Raw genomic sequence first — 25,095 nt, 5'->3', positions numbered from 1 at the left:
GCGGACCACGTAGCAAGCCGCTTGTTTGGTGGGGGTCCTGCTTTCTAAATCCCAAAAAATAAAGGACACCGAGGTGTCCTTTATTGGATGTACTGACCGAGTGGTAGTTTTTACTACACGCGGATTCGTAGCTATTTATTTCAGCTTGATTTCTTTGTATTCCACGTGCTTGCGTGCCTTGGGATCAAACTTCATGATCAGCATCTTGTCGGGCGTGGTTTTCTTGTTCTTGGTGGTCGTGTAGAAGTGACCGGTGCCGGCGGTGGATTCCAGCTTGATTTTTTCGCGTGCGCCTTTTGCCATGATGGTGCTCCTTAAGCTTGGCCGCGTGCGCGCAGGTCTGCGAGCACTGTATCAATACCCTTCTTGTCGATCAGGCGCAGTGCAGCGCTCGAAACGCGCAGGCGAACCCAGCGGTTTTCGGTCTCGACCCAGAAGCGGCGGTATTGCAGGTTCACGAGGAACCGGCGCTTGGTTTTGTTGTTGGCGTGGGAAACATTGTTTCCGACCATTGGGCCTTTGCCCGTGACTTCACATACGCGTGCCATGTGCACTCCAGTACTTTTCAACAGCAGTCGTGTCGGAGGCATTTGCTGCCTGTCGTCATTCCTGCCTCACCTCGCCAGAATAGGGTGGCGGTAACCCGAGACTGCCAAACCCGGCCTTTTTGGGGCGAATTTAGCAAAGCCTTGAATTATAAGGGATTTTTGGCTTACTCTGCTTGTTCCAGAAAACGCTGGGCGTCCAGCGCTGCCATGCAGCCGGTTCCGGCGCTGGTGATGGCCTGACGGTAGACGTGGTCCTGCACGTCGCCGGCGGCGAACACGCCGGGCACGCTGGTCATGGTGGCAAAGCCCTGCAGCCCGGTTTTGGTGATGATGTAGCCGTCTTTCATCTCCAGCTGGCCGGCAAAGATGTCGGTATTGGGCTGGTGGCCAATCGCGATGAAGCAGCCCTTGAGGGTCAGGTCCTGCGTCGCGTCGTTCTGGGTGCTTTTGAGGCGCACCCCGGTCACACCCGAGGCGTCGCCCAGCACCTGGTCCAGCGTATGGTGCAGCTTGAGCTCGATCTTGCCAGCCGCGACCTTGTCGTGCAGCTTGTCGATCAGTATGGCCTCGGCCTTGAATTTGTCGCGGCGGTGCACCAGCGTGACCTTGCTTGCGATGTTGGAAAGATACAGGGCCTCTTCCACGGCCGTGTTGCCGCCACCCACCACGCAGACTTCCTCGCCCCGATAGAAGAAGCCGTCGCAGGTGGCGCAGCCGGAAACGCCGCGGCCCATGAAGGCGCTTTCGGATTCCAGGCCCAGGTATTTGGCGGAGGCGCCGGTGGCGATGATCAGCGAGTCGCAGGTGTAGGTTCCGCTGTCACCGGTCAGGGTAAAGGGGCGCTTGCTGAAGTCGACCTTGTTGATGTGGTCGAAAATAATCTCGGTCTTGAAGCGCTCGGCGTGTTCGAGGAAGCGCTGCATCAGGTCCGGCCCCTGCACGCCGTGCACATCGGCCGGCCAGTTGTCGACATCGGTGGTGGTCATGAGCTGGCCGCCCTGTGCGATGCCGGTGATCAGCACCGGGTTGAGGTTGGCGCGCGCCGCGTAGACGGCCGCGGTATAGCCGGCAGGTCCCGAACCGAGGATTAAGACTCTTGAATGTTTCATGTTGAAAAACTGATTGGGAAAGTGTAAGAACTCAGGTAGAGTCGTGCCGCATAAGCGCAGCGCAAGGTAAAAACCGTCGGGTAATACTTTTGCGGCATTTGGTTTTATAAATTACGTGCCATTGTAAGAACTCACGCGACGTCCCGTTGTTTGTGAGGTTGGGAGATATCAGATATGACGACGATGGTGTCCAACCTGGAATTGATTCGCCGGGTGCCCCTTTTCTCCGTGTTGACGGCCGCCCAGGCCGCATCGGTCGCCGATACGGTGGTCAAGCGCCGCTTCAAGCGGGGCGAGCCCATCGTCGAGCAGGGCAAAAAATCCAATGCCCTGTCCATCATCCTGACGGGTCGCGCCCGTGTCGTCACTACCGACGCCCGTGGCCGCGAGGTCATCCTGGCGACCATGCACCCCGGCGATTACGTCGGCGAGATGAGCTTGATCGACAACGAACCCCATTCGGCCACGGTGCGCGCCGAGATCCAGACCGACGCCCTGATCCTGGGCCGCCTCGAATTCGCGCGCTGCCTGCCCGAGAACAGTTCCATGGCCTATGCCGTGCTCAAGGGCTTGGTGCAGCGCCTGCGCCACGCCGATCGCCAGATCGAATCGCTGGCCCTGATGGACGTCTACGGCCGCGTGGCCAGGGCCCTGCTGGAATTTGCCAGCGACGACGGCACCGGCAACACCGTGATCCGCGACAAGGTCTCGCGCCAGGATCTGGCCAAGATGGTCGGCGCCTCGCGTGAAATGGTCAGCCGGGTCATGAAAGACCTGGAGGAGCGCGGTTTCATCGAAACCCGGGAAGATGGCTCCGTGCTGGTCAAGGAACGCCTGCACACCCTGGGTTAACGCGCCCAGCCCGCCGCCCGCCATCCGCTTTGGCGCCCCTGGCGCCCTTCAGAGCGCTCGCCCAACTGCGTTAAGCTTCAAGCCGGGCCATGACTTACTCACTTGACACCCTGAACTCCAGAAACTCCCCCGCCACGGGCACGCCCGGCGGCATCAAACGCTTTGCCCATGAAGTCAGCCTGATCCTGGGCCTGCTCGGCCTGGTTTTCTGGCTGGCTGCCTTGCTCAGCTATTCGCCGCAGGACGCGGCCTGGTCGACTTCCGGAACGGCTCAAGCCGCGGCCGGCGGCCATGCCACGACCCTTGTCAACTGGGGTGGGCGTGTGGGCGCCTGGCTGGCTGATGCCAGCTATTACCTGCTCGGTTTTTCGGTCTGGTGGGCGCTGGCCGCCGGCGGCCAGGCCTGGCTGCGATCACTGGCGAGGTGGTTGCGCGGCGAACCGGTGGCGGACGGGGAGTCCCACCGCATCCGTTTCTGGCTCAGCCTGGCGTTGTTGCTGGTGGCCTGTACGGCGCTGGAATGGTCGCGCCTCTACCGTTTTGAATTGAAGCTGCCCGGCCATGCGGGCGGGGTGCTGGGCTATCTGGTCGGCTCGATGGGCGAGAACTGGCTGGGATTCGCCGGCTCCGGCCTGGTCTTCATCGCGCTGGGCGTCATCGCCGTGTCGGCCGTGTTCGGTTTTTCGTGGGCCCATGTGGCGCTGCGCGTCGGCGCCTGGATAGACAACCTGATCGATTCGCGCCGCGAAAAGCGCGAGATCGCCGAAGACCTGGCCTTCGGCAAGCTGGCGGCCCGCGAGCGCGAGGAAACGCTGATCGACGAGCGCATCGAAATCGAGGAACACCATCCGGTGCCGGTGCTGATCGAACCCGTGCTGGTCGACATTCCCAAGAGCGAGCGCGTTGCCAAGGAGCGGCAAAAGCCGCTTTTCAGCGAAATGCCCGACTCCAAGCTGCCGCAGGTCGACCTGCTCGACGGTGCACTGAGCCGACAGGAGACCGTCGCCCCCGAGACGCTGGAGATGACCTCGCGCCTGATCGAGAAAAAGCTCAAGGATTTCGGCGTCGAGGTGCGTGTGGTCGCCGCCGCGCCAGGCCCCGTCATCACGCGCTATGAAATCGAGCCGGCCACCGGCGTCAAGGGCTCGCAGGTCGTCAACCTGGCCAAGGACCTGGCCCGCGCGCTGAGCCTGGTGTCGATCCGCGTGATCGAGACCATTCCCGGCAAGAACTACATGGCGCTGGAGCTGCCCAACGCCAAGCGCCAGTCCATCAAGCTCAGCGAAATCCTGGGCTCGCAGGTCTACAACGAGGCCAAGTCCCTGCTCACCATCGGCCTGGGCAAGGACATCAGCGGCGCCGCCGTGGTGGCCGACCTCGCCAAAATGCCGCACTGCCTGGTGGCCGGCACCACCGGCTCCGGCAAGTCGGTCGGCATCAACGCGATGATCCTGAGCCTGCTCTACAAGGCCGATGCGCGCGACGTGCGCTTGCTGCTGATAGACCCGAAGATGCTGGAGATGAGCGTCTACGAAGGCATTCCGCACCTGCTGGCTCCGGTGGTCACCGACATGCGCCAGGCGGCCCACGGCCTGAACTGGTGTGTGGCCGAAATGGAAAAGCGCTACAAGCTCATGAGCAAGCTGGGCGTGCGCAACCTGGCCGGCTACAACACCAAGATCGACGAAGCCAAGGCCAAGGGCGAATTCATCTACAACCCCTTCAGCCTCACACCGGAGCAGCCCGAGCCGCTGGAGCGGCTGCCCTACATCGTGGTGGTGATCGATGAGCTGGCCGACCTGATGATGGTGGTCGGCAAGAAGATCGAGGAACTTATCGCCCGCCTGGCGCAAAAAGCCCGCGCCGCCGGCATCCACCTGGTGCTGGCCACGCAGCGCCCCAGCGTCGACGTCATCACCGGCCTGATCAAGGCCAATATCCCGACCCGGCTGTCCTTCCAGGTCAGCAGCAAGATCGACAGCCGCACCATCCTGGACCAGATGGGCGCCGAGGCTTTGTTGGGAATGGGTGACATGCTTTACATGCCGAGTGGTACAGGCTTTCCAATCCGGGTGCATGGTGCGTTTGTGAGTGATGACGAAGTGCACCGCGTGGTGGCCTATCTCAAGCAGCAGGGCGAGCCCAATTACATCGACGGCGTGCTCGAAGGCGGCACCGTCGATGGCGAGGACGGCGACCTGCTGGGAGATGGTGGTAGTGGCGGCAACGGCGGCGGCGAAAAAGACCCGATGTACGACCAGGCTGTCGAGGTCGTGCTCAAGAACCGCAAGGCCAGCATCTCGCTGGTGCAGCGTCATCTCAAGATCGGCTACAACCGCGCCGCGCGGCTGGTCGAAGACATGGAAAAAGCCGGGTTGGTCAGCGCCATGAGCGGCAGCGGCCAGCGCGACATCCTGGTGCCCGCAAGGGCGGAGTGACGATCATGAAGAAATTTATTGCAACGATGCTGGTGGCGCTTTGCGCGCATCCCGCCTGGGCCAATGGCCTGGACAGCCTGGAACTTTTTGTGAAGACCGTCAGCAGCGGCCGCGCCGAGTTCACCCAGGTGGTCACCGCGCCGGCCAGGGACGGCCAGGCCGCGCGCAGCAAGACCTCCACCGGCACGTTCGAGTTTTCCCGGCCGAATCGCTTTCGTTTTGTCTACAAAAAGCCGTTCGAGCAAAGCATCGTGGCCGACGGCCAGACCCTGTGGCTGCACGATGTGGACCTGAACCAGGTCACCTCGCGCAAGCAGTCCAGCGCCTTGGGTTCAACGCCCGCGGCCCTGATTGCCGCAGCCCCCGATTTGCGCGCCTTGCAGGCCGATTTCAACCTGGCCGCCGCACCCGATGCCGACGGCCTGCAATGGGTGGTGGCCACGCCCAAAAGCAAGGAGGGCCAGCTGCAGGCCGTGCGTGTGGGTTTTCGCCCCGGCGAAAAATCCTCGGGCCTCGCCGCACTGGAGATCATCGACAGTTTCGGCCAGCGCTCGGTGCTGAGTTTCAGCAAGGTCGAGGTCAATCCCAACCTGCCGCCCGACACCTTCCGCTTTACGCCGCCCAAGGGCGCTGACGTGATCCGGCAGTAAACAGCTCCGGATTTCAGGTCAGCGGAGGTTTGGGAAGCCGCTGCGCGGGGTCGTAGAAAAACGTTTCCTCCGCGATGCGCTCGCCTTCCCAGCGTTGCCAGGCAAGTTCCTCCATCTCGGTGCGGCTGCCGTCCTGCCATTCGAAGCGGAAGATCCAGCGGATCACCACGTGGTCGCCGTCGAGCAGGGCGGGGCGCACGCAGGTCGAGGTCAGCGACTTCGCCCTTTCCATCACCTTCTGCTCGCCCAGGACCAGGTTGGCGCGGCCCACGCGTGGCGCGGACTGGTTTTCCTGCATGGAGGCATTCTCGGTGTAGAACTCTTCAATGGCTTCGGCATGGGCGTTTTCTTCAACGCGCGCGATAAATCGTTCCAGTGTTTCGGGGCTTGGCATGGCGTTTCCTTGGAAGGGGATGATGGTGTTTTACACGACTTGCCGTAACCCTGCCGCCGACCCGGCTCGGTGGCTTAGACTTCTGGCATCGCAGTTTCCGATTTTCTGGTCTCCCCTGTTTCCCGCCCTCCCGTGAAAGCCGCTTCCTCCACCCACCAGCCCCTGGCCGAACGCCTGCGCCCGCAGAACCTGGGTGAGGTCATAGGCCAGCAGCACCTGCTGGGCGAGGGCATGCCGCTGCGCATCGCCTTCGAGTCCGGCCAGCCGCACAGCTGCATCCTCTGGGGCCCGCCCGGTGTGGGCAAGACCACCATCGCGCGGCTCATGGCCAGCAGTTTTGACGCGCACTTCATCACCATCTCGGCTGTGCTCGGGGGTGTCAAGGACATCCGCGAGGCGGTGGAACAGGCCAGCATCTGGCAGGCGCAAAGCGGTCGCCGCACCATCGTGTTTGTCGACGAGGTGCACCGCTTCAACAAAAGCCAGCAAGATGCGTTTTTGCCGCATGTCGAGAGCGGGCTTTTCACCTTCATAGGCGCTACCACCGAAAACCCCTCGTTCGAGGTCAACTCGGCCCTGCTGTCGCGCGCCGTGGTTTATGTGCTGCAGCCGCTGGGCGAAGCCGACCTGAAGCAGATCGTGGCCAAGGTCCTGGCCGAAAAAGCGCTGCCGGCCATCGAGACCATCGCGGCGGAGGCTGCCGACCGCTTGGTGGCCTATGCCGACGGAGATGCCCGGCGCCTGCTCAACACGCTCGAGTCGCTCAGCGTCGCGGCCAAGGCTGAAAAAGTCACCGAGGTCACCGACGCCTGGCTGCTCAAGGTGCTGGGCGAGCGCCTGCGCCGTTACGACAAGGGCGGCGAGCAGTTCTACGACACCATCTCGGCCCTGCACAAGTCGGTGCGCGGCTCAGACCCCGACGCCGCGCTTTACTGGTTCATGCGCATGCTCGACGGCGGCGCCGAACCGCGCTACATGGCGCGCCGGCTTGTGCGCATGGCCAGCGAGGATATAGGCTTGGCCGATCCCCGGGCCTTGCGTATGGCGCTGGATGCCGCTGAAGTCTATGAACGCCTGGGCTCACCTGAAGGGGAGCTGGCGCTGGCCCAGTGCGTGATCTACCTGGCGGTGGCGCCCAAGTCCAACGCGGTCTACAAGGCCTTCAACGAAGCCAAGGCTTTTATCGCCAGGGACGGCACCCGGCCGGTGCCCCTGCATTTGCGCAATGCACCAACAAAGCTCATGAAACAGCTGGATTACGGCAAAAATTACCGTTACGCCCACGACGAGGAAGACGGCTTCGCGGCCGGCGAAAACTACTTTCCCGAAGGCATGCAGGCCCCGGGCTTCTACCGGCCCGTCAACCGGGGGCTGGAGATACGCATCGCCGATAAGTTGAATGAGCTGAAAATAAAGAACAATAAGAAAGGCTAATAAAAAACAAAAGCCGCTGATAAAGGCTGCTTCGGCCGAAAAAATCCCCTTTCTCAAGGGTAAACCCCGCGTAAACCGCAGCGCTGGCTCGATTCTCGCTAGAGACGCTTGGCTACAATTTGCGGATTAGCTCGCCATCTTCACCAGCCAACCGGCTTTGATGGGCGGGCTTTTTGTTAACTCGCGCCAGCCGCCGGTGATCCCGGCGTAGGGTGGCCGCCAGGCGGAGTTTGCAATTTCAATCAATCGGACGGGAGAGTGAGTTATGGAAATATTGCTTCAGCAGATCATCAATGGTCTGGTCCTGGGCAGCATGTATGCCCTGATCGCCCTGGGCTACACGATGGTGTACGGCATCATCAACCTGATCAATTTCGCGCACGGCGAGGTACTGATGGTGGGCGCGCTCACCAGCTGGACCATCATCGGCCTGATGCAGAGCGCCATGCCGGGCACGCCGGGCTGGCTGATCCTGCTGATATCGCTGCTGATCGCCTTTGTCGTTTGCGGCGCCCTCAATTTCGCGATTGAAAAAATCGCCTACCGGCCGCTGCGAAACTCCCCCAAGCTGGCCCCGCTGATCACCGCCATCGGCATGTCGCTGCTGCTGCAGACGCTGGCCATGATCATCTGGAAGCCCAACTACAAACCTTATCCCACCCTGCTGCCGAGCGAGCCTTTCCAGGTCGGCGGCGCCGTCATCACGGTGACCCAGCTCTTCATCCTGGGCGCCACCGCTGTCTCCCTGTCCGTGCTGATGTGGCTGGTGCACTACACCAAGCTGGGCCGCGCCATGCGGGCCACCGCCGAGAACCCGCGCGTGGCGGCACTGATGGGCGTCAAGCCCGACACCGTCATTTCGGCCACCTTCATCATCGGCGCCGTCCTGGCCGCGCTGGCCGGCGTGATGTACGCCTCCAACTACGGCACGGTGCAGCACACCATGGGCTTCCTGCCCGGCCTCAAGGCCTTCACGGCGGCCGTGTTCGGTGGCATCGGCAACCTGGGCGGTGCGGTGCTGGGCGGCATCCTGCTGGGCCTGATCGAATCGATAGGCGCGGGCTACATCGGGCCGCTGACGGGCGGTGTGCTGGGCAGCCAGTACTCCGACATCTTCGCCTTTATCGTGCTGATTTTTGTCCTCACGCTGCGGCCTTCGGGCTTGCTGGGTGAGCGTGTGGCGGACCGGGCGTAAGGCCCGTCCATCCGGTACACAAGGAGAATATTGATGAATTCCACACAATCCAAAAAACTGGTGACCTTCCTGGTCGTCGCGGCGGCGCTGCTGGTGCTGCCCCTCTTGTTGCAGCAGGGCGGCAACGCCTGGGTGCGCATCGTCGACATGGCGCTGCTCTATGTGCTGCTGGCCCTGGGCCTGAACATCGTGGTCGGCTACGCCGGCCTGCTGGACCTGGGCTATGTCGCCTTCTTCGCCGTCGGCGCCTACCTGTTCGCGCTGCTGGGCTCGCCGCATCTTGCCGATGCCTTCCCCTGGATCGCTGCGCAGTTCCCGAACGGGCTGCATTTGCCGATCTGGGCCATCATCCCGGCCGCGGCGGCGCTTGCCGGCTTTTTCGGCGTGGTGCTGGGCGCCCCGACGCTCAAGCTGCGCGGCGACTACCTGGCCATCGTGACGCTGGGCTTCGGTGAAATCATCCGGGTGTTCCTGAACAACCTGGATCGCCCCATCAACCTGACCAACGGGCCCAAGGGCATCAACCAGATCGACTCGATGAAGTTCTTCGGCTTCGACCTGGGCAAGCCGCATGAGTTCTTCGGCTTCGAGGTCAACTCGGTGTCCATGTATTACTACCTGTTCCTGGTGCTGGTGATCGTCTCGGTCGTCATCTGCCACCGCCTCGAAAACTCCCGCATCGGCCGCGCCTGGATGGCCATCCGCGAAGACGAAATCGCAGCCAAGGCTATGGGCATCAACACCCGCAACCTGAAGCTGCTGGCTTTCGGCATGGGCGCCACCTTCGGCGGCGTGTCCGGCTCGATGTTCGCGGCCTTCCAGGGTTTTGTCTCGCCCGAATCCTTCAGCCTGATGGAGTCCGTCATGATCGTCGCCATGGTGGTGCTGGGCGGCATCGGCCACCTGCCCGGCGTCATCCTGGGCGCCTTGTTGCTGGCCGCGCTGCCCGAGGTGCTGCGCCACGTCGCCGGCCCGCTGCAGGCCATGACCGATGGCCGCCTTGATTCCGCCATCCTGCGCCAGCTGCTGATCGCGCTGGCCATGATCACCATCATGCTGATGCGTCCACGCGGCCTGTGGCCGTCCGCGGAACACGGCAAGTCGCTGAACAAGGTCGTCGGCAAAGACCCCATTCAGTCAATCAACCCTTAAGGAGAATGGACATGAGCGAAACCATTCTTAAAGTCTCCGGTGTCTCCAAGCGCTTCGGCGGCCTGCAGGCCCTGAGCGACGTCGGCATCCACATCGAGCGCGGCCAGGTGTACGGCCTGATCGGCCCCAACGGCGCCGGTAAAACCACTTTCTTCAACGTGCTGACCGGCCTTTACACGCCCGACAGCGGCAGCTTCGAGCTCGCCGGCAAGGCCTACAAGCCCACCGCCGTGCATGAAGTCGCGAAGGCCGGCATCGCCCGCACCTTCCAGAACATCCGCCTCTTCGCCGACATGACCGCGCTCGAGAACGTGATGGTCGGCCGCCACATCCGCACCAAGTCCGGCCTGCTGGGCGCTGTGTTCCGTTCGCCGGGCTTCAAGCACGAGGAAGCCGCCATCGCCAAGCGCTCGCAGGAACTGCTCGACTACGTCGGCATCGGCAAGTACGCCGACTTCAAGGCCCGCACCCTGAGCTACGGCGACCAGCGCCGCCTGGAAATCGCCCGGGCGCTCGCCACCGACCCGCAGCTGATCGCGCTCGACGAGCCGGCCGCCGGCATGAACGCCACCGAAAAAGTGCAGCTGCGCGAACTGATAGACCGCATCCGCAAGGACAACCGCACCATCCTGCTGATCGAGCATGACGTCAAGCTGGTCATGGGCCTGTGCGACCGCGTCACCGTGCTCGACTACGGCAAGCAGATCGCCGAAGGCGCGCCCGCCGACGTGCAAAAAGACGAAAAAGTGATCACCGCCTATCTGGGCACAGGTCATTGAAGGAAAGCAAGAACATGGCAGCAAACACACTCCTCAAGGTGACCGGCCTGAAGGTCGCTTACGGTGGCATCCAGGCGGTCAAGGGCGTCGACTTCGAAGTCCACGACGGCGAACTGGTCACGCTGATCGGCTCCAACGGCGCCGGCAAGACCACCACCATGAAGGCCATCACCGGCACCCTGCCGATGCTGGACGGCGACATCGAATACCTCGGCAAGAGCATCAAGGGTCGCGGCGCCTGGGACCTGGTCAAGGAAGGCCTGGCCATGGTGCCGGAAGGCCGCGGCGTGTTCACCCGCATGACCATCACCGAAAACCTGCAGATGGGCGCCTACATCCGCAGCGACAAGGCCGGCATTGCCGAAGACATCGAGAAGATGTTTGTGCTGTTCCCGCGCCTGCGCGAGCGCAAGGACCAGCTGGCCGGCACCATGTCCGGCGGTGAGCAGCAGATGCTGGCCATGGGCCGCGCGCTGATGAGCCGTCCCAAGGTGCTGCTGCTCGACGAGCCCTCCATGGGCCTGTCGCCCATCATGGTCGACAAGATCTTCGAGGTCGTGAAAGACGTCTCTTCGCGTGGCGTGACGGTGCTGCTGGTCGAGCAGAACGCCAGCCGCGCGCTTGGCATCGCCAACCGCGGCTACGTCATGGAGTCGGGCAACGTCACCATGAACGGCGACGCCAAGCAGCTGCTCAGCGACCCGCGCGTGCGCGCCGCCTACCTCGGCGAGTAAGCCATTGCATTGCGCCAGCCCGCGCGCCGCACGGCGCCGCGGGATGCGCATTGCAGCCGTAACACCGGCGGGCCGGCCCGGGGCCATAAATTCCTTGCCGCGCCAAATCTTTGCGCATAAAGTTCAAAGGGTGCGCCGCACGCGCATCTTTACCGAACCCTGGGATGCAAAAAATGAATCCAATCTTTGTCCGCGCCGCCGCCGTGACCCTGGCCCTCCTGGCTTCTTCCGCGTTCACCGGCGCCTCCGCTCAGTCGCTGCGCTGCAAGGGAGACCTCGCGCAGATCGGCAACTCCAAAGGCACCATCCTGCAAAAATGCGGCGAGCCCGTCCTGAAAGACAGCTTCTGCAAGCCCGTGCAGGAAACGGTGGCCGGCGCGCCCGTCGTCTCCGGCAACAGCACCAACGTCACCAACATTACCGTCAATAGCTGTGTGCAGGTCGAAGAGTGGACTTACAACCCCGGCTATGGGCAGTTCATGACCATGCTGTTGTTTGAGGGCGGTTCGCTTGCAAGCATCCGGTATGGTGAACGCGTGACCCGTTGAGGTGGCCCCCACGCTCCCCACTGCGTGTGGTTCGCTGCCCCCCTCGGGGGCCGCTGCGCCTACGGCCCGGCAAAGCCGGTTCCGTGGCCCCTGCTTGAAAAGGCGGGGGCTCACGGCGGTGAGTAATTAAAAAAGGCCGGCTCCTTTTATGGATGCCGGCCTTTTTTATGGGCGCTGGATCGCTCCAGGCCCCTGGATCAGTCCACCTTCGCGCCGGAGGCTTTCACCACTTTTTCATACTTGGCGAGTTCGCTCTTCATGAAGGCGCCGAACTGTTCGGGCGTGCTGCCCACGGGCTCGGCCATCAGCGTGGCGAAGCGGGCCTTGGCTTCGGGAGAGTTCAGCGCGGCGACAAAGGCGTGGTTGAGCTTGGCCACCACGTCTTTCGGCGTGCCCGCGGGTGCCACCAGGCCCCACCAGGTGTCGATCTCAAAACCCTTGAGCGTTTCGGCGACCGCCGGCACGTCGGGCAGCATGGCGCTGCGCTGGGCCGTCGTGACCGCCAGGGCCTTGAGCTTGCCGGCCTTGATATTGGCCGAGGCGGTGGCGAGGTTGTCGAAGTTGTAGTCCACCTGGCCGCTGAGCAGCGCCAACTGCGCGGGGTTGCCGCCGTTGTAGGGAATGTGCAGCGCGAAGATGCCGGCCCGTGCCTTGAACATCTCTCCGGCCAGGTGGCCCGCGCTGCCGTTGCCGCCGCTGGCGTAGTTGAGCTTGGCCGGGTTGGCTTTGGCGTACTTGATCAGGTCGGCAAGCGTGTTGATGTTCAGGCGCCGCGCGGCGTCGGCGTTCATCACCAGCACATTAGGCACACGCACCATCTGCGTGATGGGCGCGAAATCGGTGGCCGCGTTGTACGGCATCTTGCTGTAAAGCCAGGGGTTGATGGCATGCGTAGCCACCGCCGAAATGCCGACCGTGAGCCCGTCGGGCTGGGCCTTGGCGATCGCGTCGACGCCGATGTTGCCGCCGCCGCCCGGCTTGTTTTCAATGATCACGGTGCCCAGCGAGTCTTTCACGCGCTCGGCCATCAGGCGGGCCGTCGCGTCGATGGGGCCGCCGGCCGCATACGGCACGATGATGCGCATGATTTTGGCCTGGGCCAGCGCCGGGGCGGGCGACAGGGCCGCGCCGGCCATGAAAAATAACGCCAGGCTTTTGCCCAGCAGGGAGGGAAGGGTGAGAGGACGAATGTTCATGCCCTATTGTTGCAAAAAATTATTGCGCCTCGCTGTCACGCAGTCCTTGCCCTCTCGATCAATTCGCACATAAAAAAGCCCCGGCTGATGCATCAGCCAGGGCGTTTCTTGTTCTTCTTCTTTATTCTTCTTGTTTGTCGGGAGTGTGCCCGCCTGATTTAAAGTTTCAGGTGTCAGGTCTCCGCGGGCACGGTGGCCTGGGCTTTTTCTTTTTCGGTCACAAAAGAGTCGGCATAAAACTCGTCTTCCGGCAGGCCGGCCGCAGTGTACGCGGCCTGGGCCGAGTCCACCACGATGGGCGCGCCGCAAGCATACACCTGGTGGCCCGACAGGTCGGCGAAATCTTCCAGCACCGCCTGGTGGACAAAGCCGGTGCGGCCGGTCCAGTTGTCTTCGGGCAGGGCATTCGAAACCACCGGTATGTAGCGCAGATTCGGCATTTCCGCGGCCCTGGCCTTGACCCATTCGTCCATGTACAGGTCGGCCGGGCGGCGGCCGCCCCAGTAGAGCACCGCTGGGCGCGTGCTGCCCTTGAACTGCAGGTGTTCGATCAGCGCCTTGATGGGCGCAAAACCGGTGCCCGAGGCCAGCAGCACCATGGGCTTGTCGCTGTCTTCGCGCAGGTAGAAGCTGCCGAAGGGGCCCTCGATGCGCAGGATTTCCTTTTCCTTCATGGGGCCGAACACGTGCTCGGTGAATTTTCCGCCCGGCATGTGGCGTATGTGCAGTTCCACGCCCGGGTTTTCGGCCTGGGTGTGCGGCGCGTTGCCCATGGAATAAGCGCGGCGGTCGCCGTCGCGCAGCAAGAACTCCACGTACTGGCCGGCGTGGTACTTGAACACGTCGCTGGCCGGCAGCTGCAGGCGCACCACCATCACGTCGTGCGAGGCCTTGGCCAGGCTGTTGATGCGCACCGGCATCTTCTTGACCGGGAAGGCGCTTTCATCAGTCACGTGGCGCGACTCGATGACGACGTCGGAATGGGCCGTGGCGCAGCAGGTCAGGATGAAGCCGGCGGCTTCTTCTTCGGGCGACAAGGCCTTGACCTGGTGCGCACCGTGGGTCACCGTACCCTCGAGTTTTTTCGACTTGCAGGAACCGCAGGCGCCGTCCTTGCAGCCGTAGGGCAGGCCTATGCCCTGGCGTATGGCGGCGGCCAGCAGGGCTTCGTCCACCTGGGCAATGAAAGTCCGGCCGCTGGGCTGCACGGTCACGTTAAAGCTCATATTCGGTATCCTTGCGGTATCTGTTCTCGACTCGGCCGGTTTTCCCGGCAACCCCCCAATTTTGCCCTCAAACCTGAATCCCCTAGGCGCTTTGCCTTTCCGTTTCCGCCGGGAGCGGATTTTGGTCGTCGGCTGCGGCGACGTGGGCTTGCGCGCCGCCCGGCAACTGCCGCGCAACGCCAGGCTGATGGCGCTCACGTCTTCTCCCGCGCGCGCGCCTGAATTGCGGGCCCGCCGCATCACGCCCCTGCAAGGCAACCTGGACGACGGCGCCTCGCTGCGCCGGCTGGCCGGCCTGGCCACCCGGGTGTTGCACCTGGCGCCGCCCCCCAATGACAAACCCGACGAGCGCAAAGACCCGCGCACCTTGGCCCTGCTGCGCGCCCTGCGGCTGCGCAGCCTGCCGCGCTCCCTGGTCTACGCCTCCACCAGTGGGGTCTACGGCGACTGCGGCGGTGAATGGGTGCGCGAAACCCGGCCCTTGAGCCCCCACACGCCGCGCGCCGCGCGCCGTGTGCATGCCGAGGCGCATGTGCGGCTGTTCGGCCGGGCCACCGGCACCCGCGTGCACCTGCTGCGCATCCCGGGCATTTACGCGCCCGACCGCGAAGGCGGCACGCCGCGCGGCCGGCTGCTCAAGGGCACGCCGGTGCTGCGCGCGGAAGACGACGTCTACACCAACCACATCCATGCCGACGACCTGGCCCGCGCCTGCCTGGCGGCGCTGTGGCGCGGCAAGCCGCAGCGCGCGAGCAACGCCAGCGACGACACCCAGCTCAAGATGGGCGATTACTTCGACCTGGCCGCCGATCTCTATGGTCTGCCGCGGCCGCCGCGCCTGGCACGCGGCAGCGCCCATGAAGAACTGCCTGCCGTGCTGTTGAGCTTCATGAGCGAATCGCGCCGGCTCGACAACAGCCGCCTGAAGCGGGAATTGCGGCTTCGCCTGCGCTACCCGACGGTGGAAATCGGCCTGCGCGGTCACTGAAAAACGCCGGATTGGCGCGCGGCAAACCCATCGGTCCGGCAAGTTGCTTCCTTGGGTGTATGTTTTTTACAACATTCATATTTGTGAATGTTGTTACAAAAGAAGTAACTATTTGAAACTTGAAGGCTTCACTTGGAGCCGTTTCTATTAACCGTTAAAAGATCTTTTTTTGCACTGATCTGCGGTGATTCCATTCTGCATACCATCACTTTGACGGCCCTCTCCAGCAATCGGCTGAAAAAAGGGTTTTTGCGGAGTGTGAAAAATGCACAAAAAAAATTCGAGGGGCAGTGCACCAAAGACTGCGGAATTTGTAACAAATATTGGCTGGCGGGTGTTTCCCGCCGCTCCGCCGGTCCCTGATGGATTGAGCCGGAACGCCAGTCGCGCGGCGGGCAGATGGACCTTGCGCAAACCCGTCACCGCCGTTCTGCTGCTCGGCGCCGCAACGGCGCAGGCCGGGCCGGTGGACGGCCAGGTCACCTCTGGTACCGCCAGCATCTCCCGGAACGGCTCCGCCACCACCATCACCCAGTCCAGCCAAAACGCTTCCCTGAACTGGAAAAGCTTCAACGTCGGCGCGCAGGAAAGCGTCAACTTCGTGCAACCCTCGGCCAGTGCGATCGCGGTCAACCGCATCCTGGACACCCACGGCAGCCAGATCCTGGGCCAGCTCAACGCCAACGGGCAGGTCTACCTGATCAACCCCAACGGCATCCTGTTCGGCGCCGGCGCGCAAGTCAACGTGGGCGGGCTTGTGGCGTCGACACTGGATGTCAAGGATGCGGACCTCGGCGGCGGCAAGCGCAGCTTCAGCGGCGCGGGCACAGGCAGTGTGGTGAACCAGGGCAGCATCAATGCCGCCACGGGCGGCTATGTCGCACTGATCGGCAATACCGTGCGCAACCAGGGAAGCATCAATGCCGCCAAGGGCACTGTGGCATTGGCGGCCGGCAGCGCCGCCACCCTGACATTTCAGGGCAACCAGCTGCTCAAGATCGAAGTGGACCAGAGCGTTCTCAACAGCCTGGCCGAGAACGGCGGGTTGATCCTGGCCGACGGCGGGCAGGCGCTCATGAGCGCCGGCGCCAGGGATTCCCTGCTGGCCAGCGTGGTCAACAACAGCGGGGTGATCCAGGCGCGCACCGTGGAAAACCGCAGCGGCACCATCATCCTGCTGGGCGGCATGGCCGCCGGCACCGCCAATGTTGCGGGCACGCTGGACGCCTCGGCGCCCAACGGCGGCAACGGCGGCTTCGTTGAGACCTCGGGCGCGCAGGTGAACATTGCCGGCGGCGCCCGGATTTCCACGGCGGCCTCCGCCGGCAACAGCGGCACCTGGCTGATCGACCCGGTGGACTTCACCATCGCCGCCTCGGGCGGGAACATCACCGGCGCGACTCTGGGTGCCAACCTGGGCGCGGGCAACGTTGTCATCCAGAGCAGCAGCGGGAACACGGGCACGGCGGGCGATGTCAACGTCAACGACGTGGTGAGCTGGAGCGCCAACCAACTGACGCTTAACGCGCAGAACAACATCAACATCAATGCCAACCTCAATGCTTCGGGTACGGGCAAGCTGGCGCTGGAATACGGCCAGGGCACGACCAGCGGTACCGGCAACACTTACACCGTCAACAACGGCGCGAAAGTCAATCTGCCGGCGGGCAACAACTTCAGTACCAAACGAGGCAGCACCGGCGCCACCCTCGCGTATACCGTCATCACCGACCTGGGCGCCGCGGGCAGCACCACCACCACCGACCTGCAGGGGATCAGCGGCAATCTCGGCGGGCGCTATGTGCTGGGCGCCGACATCAATGCCGCGCCCACCAGCACCTGGAACAGCGGCGCGGGATTCGCACCGATTGGAACGGGAAATGTCAGCTGCACCCCCAACTGTTTTTACGGCACTTTTGACGGCCTGGGCCACACCATTACCGGCCTCACGATAGATCGCACGACCCGGTTCACCGGCCTGTTTGGTTCCACCGGCTCGACCAGCGTCATCCGCAATGTGGGACTGGTAGGCGGTTCAGTCAAGAGCACCGACAGCGACACGGGCCCGCTGGCAGGATGGAACGACGGCATTATCAGCAACAGCTACGCCAGCACCACCGTATCCGGAGGAGGCGATGCCGGCGGACTGGTGGGGGGAACCAGCGGCAGCTCAAAAATCGACCACAGTTACGCGACAGGCGCTGTGACCGGCTCGGTGTTTACCGGCGGCCTGGCCGGCTACAACCAGGGCGACATCACTAGCAGTTATTCCGCCGGCACCGTGACCAGCTCAAACAATGCCGGCGGCCTGGTGGGCTACATGCTCCATACCGGCGCCATCAGCAGCAGCTATTCAAGCGCCACCGTAAACAATTCAGGCGACACCAGCGGCGGGCTGGTTGGCTTGTGGAGCGGCAGCGGCGGAAGCATCAGCAACAGTTACGTCACTGGCACCGTCACCGGCACCACCAAGACGGGTGGCTTGGTGGGGGACATGAGCAATAACGGTGGTGTCCTCAGCAACAGTTATGCTGCCGGGCAGGTGACCGGTACGGCCGGCAGTGTTGGCGGGTTGGTGGGAAGCCGGACGACAGGAACGATCAGCGGCAGCTTTTGGGATAGCACCACGACCGGCCAGGCCACCAGTTCGGGCGGCGGCACGGGCATGACCACGGCCCAGATGCAGCAGCAAGCCAACTTCAACTCAGCCACAGCCGCCAACGGCAACGTCAACCCGAATTGGGACCTCAGCAACGTCTGGCGCATTTATGAGGGCAACAGCCGCCCCCTGCTCAAATCACTGATGAAGGCCACCACGGTCACCGTTGGCAATGCCAGCAAGACCTACGACAAGCTGTCCTGGAATGGCGGAACCGGCATCAGTTGCTCCAACGTGGCCTGCGGCAGCTTGTCGGGGAGCATCAGTTTCGGCGGAACCGCCCAGGGAGCGGTCAATGCCGGCAGCTACACGGTGACGGGTTCCGGCCTGTATTCGAACCAGCAAGGCTATGACATCAACATTGTCAATGGCGTGCTGACGGTGAATCCCGCCAGCCTGACGGTCACCGGTGTAGGCGCAAACAACAAGGTGTATGACGCGGGCCTGGGTACCACCTTGAACGGGACGGCTAGCGTCACGGCCATCGCCGGCGACACGGTGAGTGTGGCCGGCGCCGGCAGCGGCGCCTTTGCCGACAAAAACGTGGGCAACGGCAAGGCCGTCACCGTCACCGGCTACACGCTGGGCGGCGCCGACGCCGGCAACTATGTCATCGTGCAGCCCACGGGCCTGACCGCGAACGTCACGCCGGCAAGCCTTGCCGTTGGCGGTGTGACGATCCAGAACAAGGTGTACAACGCCAACGACGCCGCCACCATCAACGGCACGGCCAGCGTTGCAGCTTTCGTCGGTGATACGGTGAACGTGGCCGGCACGGGCATCGGCCGGTTTGCCGACAAGAACGTGGGCAACGGCAAGGTGGTTACCGTGACCGGCTACACGCTGGGTGGCGCCGATGCCGGCAACTACACCGTGGTGCAACCCACAGGTTTCACGGCCAACATCACGCCGGCCAGCCTGGCTGTGACCGGCGTAGGCGCGAACAACAAGGTCTACGACACGACCGCCACGGCGACGCTGAGCGGAACAGCGGCGGTGACGGCTTTGGGTGGCGATGCTGTGACCGTGGGTGGCACGGGCAGCGGCACCTTCGCCAACAAGAACGTGGGCAACGGCAAAGCCGTGACCGTCACCGGCTACACACTGGGTGGTGCCGACGCCGGCAACTACACCGTGGTGCAGCCCACGGCAGTGACCGCCAACATCACGCCGGCCAGCCTGGCCGTCACGGGTGTGGGAGCCAACAACAAGGTCTATGACACCACCACTACTGCCACGCTCACTGGCACGGCCAGCGTGACAGCTTTGGCAGGCGATGCGGTGACGGTTGGCGGAACCGGCAGCGGCAATTTCAACAACAAAAACGTTGGCACGGGTAAAGCCGTGACTGTCACCGGCTACACCCTTGGCGGCGCCGATGCTGGCAACTACACCGTGGTTCAACCCACTGCAGTGACCGCGAACATCACACCCGCCAGCTTGACTGTCAGCGGCGTGAACGCAAACAACAAGGTCTACGACACCACCACCACCGCCACCCTTAGCGGAACGGCGGCCGTCACGGCCTTGGCTGGCGATACCGTGACGGTGGGTGGCACCGGCAGCGGCAGCTTCGCCAACAAAAATGTAGGCAACGGAAAAACCGTCACTGTCACCGGCTACACGCTGGGCGGTGTCGACGCCGGCAACTACACCGTAGTGCAGCCCACCGCTGTCACGGCCAACATCACGCCGGCCAGCCTGGCGGTGACCGGCGTAGGCGCGAACAACAAGGTCTACGACACCACCACCGCGGCGACGCTCAATGGCACTGCAGGTGTTACTGCCCTGAGCGGTGATGTTGTGACGGTGGGCGGCACCGGCAGCGGCACCTTCGCCAACAAGAACGTGGGCAACGGCAAGGCCGTCACTGTCACCGGCTACACCCTTGGCGGCGCCGATGCCGGCAACTACACCGTGGTGCAGCCCACGGCAGTGACCGCCAACATCACACCGGCCAGCCTGGCGGTGACGGGTGTGGGAGCCAACAACAAGGTCTACGACGCAACGGCCATCGCGACGCTGAACGGAACAGCGGCCGTCGCGGCCCTGAGTGGCGATACCGTGACGGTGGGCGGCACCGGCAGCGGCAATTTCAACAACAAGAACGTGGGCAATGGCAAGGCCGTGACCGTCACGGGCTACACACTTGGGGGCGCCGACGCCGGTAACTACACCGTGGTTCAACCCACGGCGGTGACTGCAAACATCACACCGGCCAGCCTCACGGTGACGGGCGTGAACGCCAACAACAAGGTCTACGACACCACCACCAGCGCCACGCTCAATGGGACAGCCGGTGTTGCCGCCCTGAGCGGCGACGTGGTGACAGTCGGCGGTGGCAGCGGCACTTTCGCCGACAAGAACGTGGGCAACGGCAAGGCCGTCACTGTCACTGGCTACACATTAGGCGGTACCGATGCCGGCAATTACACCGTTGTGCAACCCACGGGATTGACCGCCAACATCACGCCAGCCAGCCTTGCCGTCACGGGTGTGGGCGCCAACAACAAGGTCTACGACACCACCGCTACGGCCACGCTCAGTGGAACAGCGGCGGTGACGGCTTTGGGTGGCGATACCGTGACCGTGGGCGGAACCGGCAGCGGCAGCTTCGCCAACAAGAACGTGGGCAACGGCAAGACCGTCACCGTCACCGGCTACACCTTGGGCGGCGCCGATGCCGGCAACTACACCGTGGTACAGCCCACGGCGGTGACCGCCAACATCACGCCAGCCAGCCTGGCCGTCACTGGCGTAGGCGCGAACAACAAGGTCTACGACACCACCACCAACGCCACGCTGAATGGCACAGCAAGCGTCACGGCCCTGAGCGGCGACGTGGTGACGGTTGGCGGTGGCAGCGGCACCTTCGCCGACAAGAATGTGGGCAACGGCAAAGCTGTGACGGTCACGGGCTACACACTGGGTGGTGCCGATGCCGGCAACTACACCGTGGTGCAGCCCATCGGCGTCACGGCAAACATCACGCAAGCCAGCCTCACGGTCACAGGCGTGAATGCCAACAACAAGGTGTACGACACCACGACCGTGGCCACGCTCAGCGGAACAGCAGCGGTGGCGGCGCTGGGTGGCGACACGGTAACGGTGGGCGGCACCGGCAGCGGCAGCTTCGCCAACAAGAACGTAGGCAACGGCAAGGCGGTGACCGTCACCGGCTACACACTGGGCGGCGCCGATGCCGGTAACTACACCGTGGTTCAGCCCACGGCGGTGACGGCCAACATCACACCGGCCAGCCTGGCGGTCACAGGTGTAGGTGCAAACAACAAGGTCTACGACACCACCGCTACGGCCACGCTCAGCGGAACAGCGGCGGTGACGGCTTTGGGTGGCGATACCGTGACCGTGGGCGGAACCGGCAGTGGCAGCTTCGCCAACAAGAACGTGGGCAACGGCAAGGCCGTCACCGTCACCGGCTATACGCTGGGCGGCGCCGATGCCGGCAACTACACCGTGGTGCAGCCCACGGGTGTCACGGCGAACATCACGCCGGCCAGCCTGGCTGTCACAGGTGTGGGTGCCAACAACAAGGTCTATGACACCACCACCACGGCGACGCTCAATGGCACGGCCGGCGTCGCGGCTCTGGGCGGTGATGTCGTGACGGTGGGTGGCACCGGCAGCGGCAATTTCGCCAACAAGAATGTGGGCAACGGCAAGGTTGTCACCGTCACCGGCTACACGCTGGGCGGTGCCGACGCCGGCAACTACACCGTGGTTCAACCCACGGCGGTGACAGCGAACATCACACCCGCCAGCTTGACTGTCAGCGGTGTGAACGCAAACAACAAGGTCTACGACACCACCACCACCGCCACCCTCAGCGGAACGGCGGCCGTCACGGCCCTGACTGGCGATACCGTGACGGTTGGCGGTGGCAGCGGCACCTTCGCCGACAAGAACGTAGGCAACAGCAAGGCCGTCACTGTCACCGGCTACACACTGGGCGGCGCCGATGCCGGTAACTACACCGTGGTTCAGCCCACGGCGGTGACGGCCAACATCACACCGGCCAGCCTGGCGGTCACAGGTGTAGGTGCAAACAACAAGGTGTATGACACCACCACCACGGCGACGCTCAATGGTGCGGCCGGTGTCACGGCCCTGAGCGGTGATGTCGTGACTGTGGGTGGCACGGGCAGCGGCAGCTTCGCCGACAAGAACGCAGGAAATGGCAAGGCGGTGACCGTCACCGGCTATACGCTGGGCGGCGCTGACGCAGGCAACTACGTCATCGCGCAACCCGGCGGCGTCACCGCGAACATCACCCAGGCCAGCCTGGCCGTCACCGGTGTGAATGCCCAGAACAAGGTGTTCGACGGCACAACCGCGGCCACCCTGGGCGGAACCGCCGCCGTCACGGCCCTGGCCGGCGACGTGGTCAGCGTCGGCGGTGTCGGCCGCGGTGCTTTTGGCAACCCGAACGTAGGCAATGGCAAAGCCGTGACCGTGACCGGCTTTACCCTGGGTGGTATCGACGCCGGCAATTACACGGTGGTGCAGCCCACCGGGCTGACGGCTGCCATCACACCCTTGCCCGCGGCACCTGTGCCCGCGCCCGGGCCGGCGCCGGCGACGTCCGGGCGGGGATTGGGGGTGGATGGTGACGGCATACGTTCGGCCATGCAACAGGCCCTGGATACGGAGCGCTCTACATCCAGCTCCAACGCCAACGCCAACTCCAACGCCAAATCCAATCCCAACGCCAGCTCGACCCAGGCATCGTCAACCCTGCGCGTGACCCACAGCGCAAGCACCGACGCATCGTCGGGCGGTGAGGCGCTGGAGCTCTCCAGCCGGCCCGCCGAGGTGGTGGCGGACGACACGCCCCTTGCCACGGGAAGAAAAGACCCGCGCCTGCACATCGTTGACGGCGGCGTGCAGCTGCGAAGCGGTGTGCTCTCCGCCAAAAAATAAAACCGGTCGCTCCACGGAAGTTTTCTCATGAAATGCCTCTTATCCCGAAAGCACGTGGTGCTGCTACTGGCCGCCGCGCCCTTGTTGGCGGCCCGGGCGGCCGATCCCCCGCCGGTCGATATCGGCAGCATCCTCCAGCAGGTCCAGCCGTCCCAGCCCTTCGCCCCGCCGCCCCGTGGGGAAGGGCCGTCCCTCAACAACCAGGAAAATGCTCCGGCGCCGCCCGTACGTCCCCCGGTTTCGGTGGACGTCAAATCGATCCAGATCCTCGGCAACACCGTGGTCGAGACGGACACCCTGCATGGGCTGGTGGCCGATGCGGAAGGCAAAACCCTGACGCTGGACCAGCTCGATGAAATGGCGACGCGCATCAGCAGGTACTACCGCGGCCGCGGCCACACCTTTGCGCGCGCCGTGGTGCCCGCGCAGGTGATCCAGTCGGGCATTGTGCGTTTTCTGGTGATAGAGGCGCGCTACGGCAAGGTCGGCATTGACAACCAGACCCGCGTGAACGACCTGCTGCTGCAGGCGACGGCGGCGCCGCTGCAAGGCGGGCAGCCTGTCGAGCAGGCCTTGCTCGACAGGTCCCTGCTGCTGATGTCGGACATACCCGGCGTGGTGGTGCAGGCAACCCTGAGGCCCGGCGACGGCATGGGAAGCTCGGACCTGAGTATCCAGGTCGCGCCCGGCCAGGCAGTCTCCGGAAGCCTGGTTCTGGACGACTACGGCAACAGCTACACAGGCAGGGGCCGGCTCGGTGGCACGGTGTACTTCAACAATCCCTTGCGGCGTGGCGATGTCCTGGGCGTGGGCGGCCTGAGTTCTGGCTCCGGGGTCAACTACGGGCGCGTGAGTTACGAGTCCTTGTTGAACGGGCAGGGCACGCGCGGCGGCGCCGCCTATTCCATGCTGAACTACAAAATCGGCGGATCCTTGCAGGAGCTCGGCGCGCATGGTTCCGCCGAAACCGAAAGCGTGTGGGGCAGGCATCCGCTGCTGCGAAGCCAGACCATCAACGTTTACGGCCAGGTCCAGTACGACAACCTGCAGTTGCGTGAGCGCATCGATATGGCAGGAATGAAGACCGACCGGCACCTCGGCAGCTGGGTTTCAAGCCTGAGCGGGGACTGGCGCGACACCCTGATGTCCGGCGGCATCAACACCTGGAGCCTGGTATGGAGCCGTGGCCGGGTGGGCTTTGATGTCGCGGAGGCCCAGCAGGCGGACGCGGCCGGCGCAAGGACGGAGGGCTGGTTTTCAAAGACCAACCTGAACTTCTCCCGGCTGCAGCGCTGGGGAGACAAGGGCACGGTGTATTTGTCATGGGCGGGCCAATGGGCGAACACCAACCTCGACTCGTCGCAAAAAATGTCTGTGGGTGGGCCTTATTCCGTGCGCGCCTACGACGTGAGCGCGCTGTCGGGCGATGCCGGTTACCGCGCAAGCATTGAAGTGCGCTACGACCTGGGGCAGGTCGGCGGCGGAAAACTCCAGGCGCTGGCGTTCTGGGACGGCGCTTACCTGAAGGTCAACCAGCGGCCCTGGACGGCCGGTGTCAACACCGCGAGCTTCAGCGGCGCCGGGGTCGGGCTTGACTGGACCGGGTTCAACCAGTGGCGGGCTCGGGCCTACCTCGCCTCGCCGCTTGGGCCTGCACCTGAGCTGGTCAAGGCGCCGGATGCGATGCGGATGTGGACGGAAGTAGCTTACAGGTTCTGATGTTCTTTGTCCTTATGAGCGTTGCTGCTTTTTGCTTAGGCTTGCTGGCTGGGTTTGCTCCGGCCTTTGTGCTTTTGTTCTCTCTGCTGAGGGCGGTTGGCCGGGGGTAGCCCGGCGGCTACTCACTTTTCTTTTGCTTCGCCAAAAGAAAAGTAAGCAAAAGAAAAGGCGACCCTGGTTGCTGCGTCCCTCCGCTGCGCTACGGGCAACCTGCGGTGCTCGGTTCAGGCGGGGTCTCGCTAAACTCGCCTTCGGCTCAAACAACGCGATCCCTGATCCGCCTGAACCTCCGCTCCTCGGCGCATCCACAAGGGGTGGGGAAGGAATACAAATCCAAATACTGAAAACCACAAGGACTCGCCTTGGCGAGTCCTTGTTTGTATTTGTCTTCTTTGTATTTTTATCTTCTGTTCCCGCTCCCGTTCCCGATTGCCCCGTCCTGGCTGGGCCGAGGAGCGCAGACGTAGGCGGATCAGGGATCGCGCTTGTCTGAGCCGAAGGCGAGTTTGCGCGAGACCCCGCCGTAGTCGAGC

General features: G+C 63.6%; 18 protein-coding genes. 12 read left to right on the top strand and 6 right to left on the bottom strand.

What is annotated here, in order from left to right; genetic code table 11:
* Positions 1-135: 135 nt before the first annotated feature.
* The 3 genes from rpmG to trxB all read right to left on the bottom strand — a co-directional run bounded on the left by rpmG (position 136) and on the right by trxB (position 1,657).
* Positions 136-303 carry a 50S ribosomal protein L33 gene (gene rpmG / locus AC1D1F_RS17620; protein WP_007863188.1) on the bottom strand — a complete coding sequence of 56 codons (168 nt, stop codon included), beginning with the start codon at positions 301-303 and terminating at the stop codon, positions 136-138.
* A gap of 11 nt (positions 304-314) precedes the next feature.
* A complete protein-coding gene (rpmB, locus tag AC1D1F_RS17615; protein WP_092128623.1) occupies positions 315-548 on the bottom strand; it encodes a 50S ribosomal protein L28 in 234 nt (77 codons plus the stop codon).
* A 164-nt stretch (positions 549-712) separates the two neighbouring features.
* Positions 713-1,657, bottom strand: coding sequence for a thioredoxin-disulfide reductase (gene trxB / locus AC1D1F_RS17610; protein ID WP_477696498.1), 945 nt, complete (start codon positions 1,655-1,657; stop codon positions 713-715).
* A 174-nt stretch (positions 1,658-1,831) separates the two neighbouring features.
* On the opposite strand from trxB, the gene AC1D1F_RS17605 reads away from it, so the two are divergent.
* The 3 genes from AC1D1F_RS17605 to lolA all read left to right on the top strand — a co-directional run bounded on the left by AC1D1F_RS17605 (position 1,832) and on the right by lolA (position 5,597).
* Positions 1,832-2,509: a Crp/Fnr family transcriptional regulator gene (locus AC1D1F_RS17605; RefSeq protein ID WP_477652686.1), complete on the top strand. Its 678-nt coding sequence runs from the start codon at positions 1,832-1,834 to the stop codon at positions 2,507-2,509.
* An 89-nt stretch (positions 2,510-2,598) separates the two neighbouring features.
* Positions 2,599-4,947: a DNA translocase FtsK gene (locus tag AC1D1F_RS17600; protein ID WP_477696497.1), complete on the top strand. Its 2,349-nt coding sequence runs from the start codon at positions 2,599-2,601 to the stop codon at positions 4,945-4,947.
* Between the two features lie 5 nt (positions 4,948-4,952).
* A complete protein-coding gene (lolA, locus tag AC1D1F_RS17595) occupies positions 4,953-5,597 on the top strand; it encodes an outer membrane lipoprotein periplasmic chaperone LolA (RefSeq protein ID WP_477677345.1) in 645 nt (214 codons plus the stop codon).
* Between the two features lie 13 nt (positions 5,598-5,610).
* On the opposite strand, the gene AC1D1F_RS17590 is transcribed toward lolA, so the two are convergent.
* Positions 5,611-5,991 carry a nuclear transport factor 2 family protein gene (locus tag AC1D1F_RS17590; RefSeq protein ID WP_477677344.1) on the bottom strand — a complete coding sequence of 127 codons (381 nt, stop codon included), beginning with the start codon at positions 5,989-5,991 and terminating at the stop codon, positions 5,611-5,613.
* 132 nt (positions 5,992-6,123) lie between these two features.
* Between AC1D1F_RS17590 and AC1D1F_RS17585 the strand changes: the two genes are divergently transcribed.
* From AC1D1F_RS17585 to AC1D1F_RS17560, 6 genes are all read left to right on the top strand, one after another.
* Complete coding sequence (locus tag AC1D1F_RS17585; RefSeq protein WP_477677343.1) at positions 6,124-7,425, top strand: replication-associated recombination protein A; 1,302 nt, start codon at positions 6,124-6,126, stop codon at positions 7,423-7,425.
* A gap of 265 nt (positions 7,426-7,690) precedes the next feature.
* On the top strand, positions 7,691-8,620 hold the full coding sequence (locus tag AC1D1F_RS17580; RefSeq protein WP_477652691.1) for a branched-chain amino acid ABC transporter permease: 930 nt from the start codon (positions 7,691-7,693) through the stop codon (positions 8,618-8,620).
* 33 nt (positions 8,621-8,653) lie between these two features.
* A complete protein-coding gene (locus AC1D1F_RS17575) occupies positions 8,654-9,772 on the top strand; it encodes an ABC transporter permease subunit (RefSeq protein WP_477652692.1) in 1,119 nt (372 codons plus the stop codon).
* Positions 9,773-9,783: 11 nt separating this feature from the next.
* Positions 9,784-10,551: an ABC transporter ATP-binding protein gene (locus AC1D1F_RS17570; protein WP_477652693.1), complete on the top strand. Its 768-nt coding sequence runs from the start codon at positions 9,784-9,786 to the stop codon at positions 10,549-10,551.
* Positions 10,552-10,565: 14 nt separating this feature from the next.
* Entirely contained in the window at positions 10,566-11,285 is a 720-nt protein-coding gene (locus AC1D1F_RS17565; protein ID WP_074578237.1) for an ABC transporter ATP-binding protein, read from the top strand.
* Positions 11,286-11,458: 173 nt separating this feature from the next.
* Entirely contained in the window at positions 11,459-11,833 is a 375-nt protein-coding gene (locus tag AC1D1F_RS17560; protein WP_477677342.1) for a DUF2845 domain-containing protein, read from the top strand.
* Between the two features lie 197 nt (positions 11,834-12,030).
* On the opposite strand, the gene AC1D1F_RS17555 is transcribed toward AC1D1F_RS17560, so the two are convergent.
* Both AC1D1F_RS17555 and AC1D1F_RS17550 read right to left on the bottom strand, forming a co-directional pair.
* Entirely contained in the window at positions 12,031-13,029 is a 999-nt protein-coding gene (locus tag AC1D1F_RS17555) for a Bug family tripartite tricarboxylate transporter substrate binding protein (protein WP_477677341.1), read from the bottom strand.
* A 173-nt stretch (positions 13,030-13,202) separates the two neighbouring features.
* Positions 13,203-14,255, bottom strand: a complete 1,053-nt coding sequence (locus AC1D1F_RS17550) for a CDP-6-deoxy-delta-3,4-glucoseen reductase (protein WP_477700792.1) — start codon at positions 14,253-14,255, stop codon at positions 13,203-13,205.
* A 61-nt stretch (positions 14,256-14,316) separates the two neighbouring features.
* Between AC1D1F_RS17550 and AC1D1F_RS17545 the strand changes: the two genes are divergently transcribed.
* From AC1D1F_RS17545 to AC1D1F_RS17535, 3 genes are all read left to right on the top strand, one after another.
* Complete coding sequence (locus AC1D1F_RS17545) at positions 14,317-15,243, top strand: NAD-dependent epimerase/dehydratase family protein (protein WP_477678993.1); 927 nt, start codon at positions 14,317-14,319, stop codon at positions 15,241-15,243.
* A gap of 406 nt (positions 15,244-15,649) precedes the next feature.
* Positions 15,650-22,843: a YDG domain-containing protein gene (locus tag AC1D1F_RS17540; protein WP_477700791.1), complete on the top strand. Its 7,194-nt coding sequence runs from the start codon at positions 15,650-15,652 to the stop codon at positions 22,841-22,843.
* A gap of 27 nt (positions 22,844-22,870) precedes the next feature.
* Positions 22,871-24,562, top strand: coding sequence for a ShlB/FhaC/HecB family hemolysin secretion/activation protein (locus tag AC1D1F_RS17535; RefSeq protein ID WP_477678071.1), 1,692 nt, complete (start codon positions 22,871-22,873; stop codon positions 24,560-24,562).
* Positions 24,563-25,095 lie beyond the last annotated feature (533 nt).

The organism is Polaromonas sp. P1_H6 (assembly GCF_056405195.1).
Note: the sequence above shows the minus strand (reverse complement) of the source record. Positions and strands in the feature narration are given on the sequence as shown.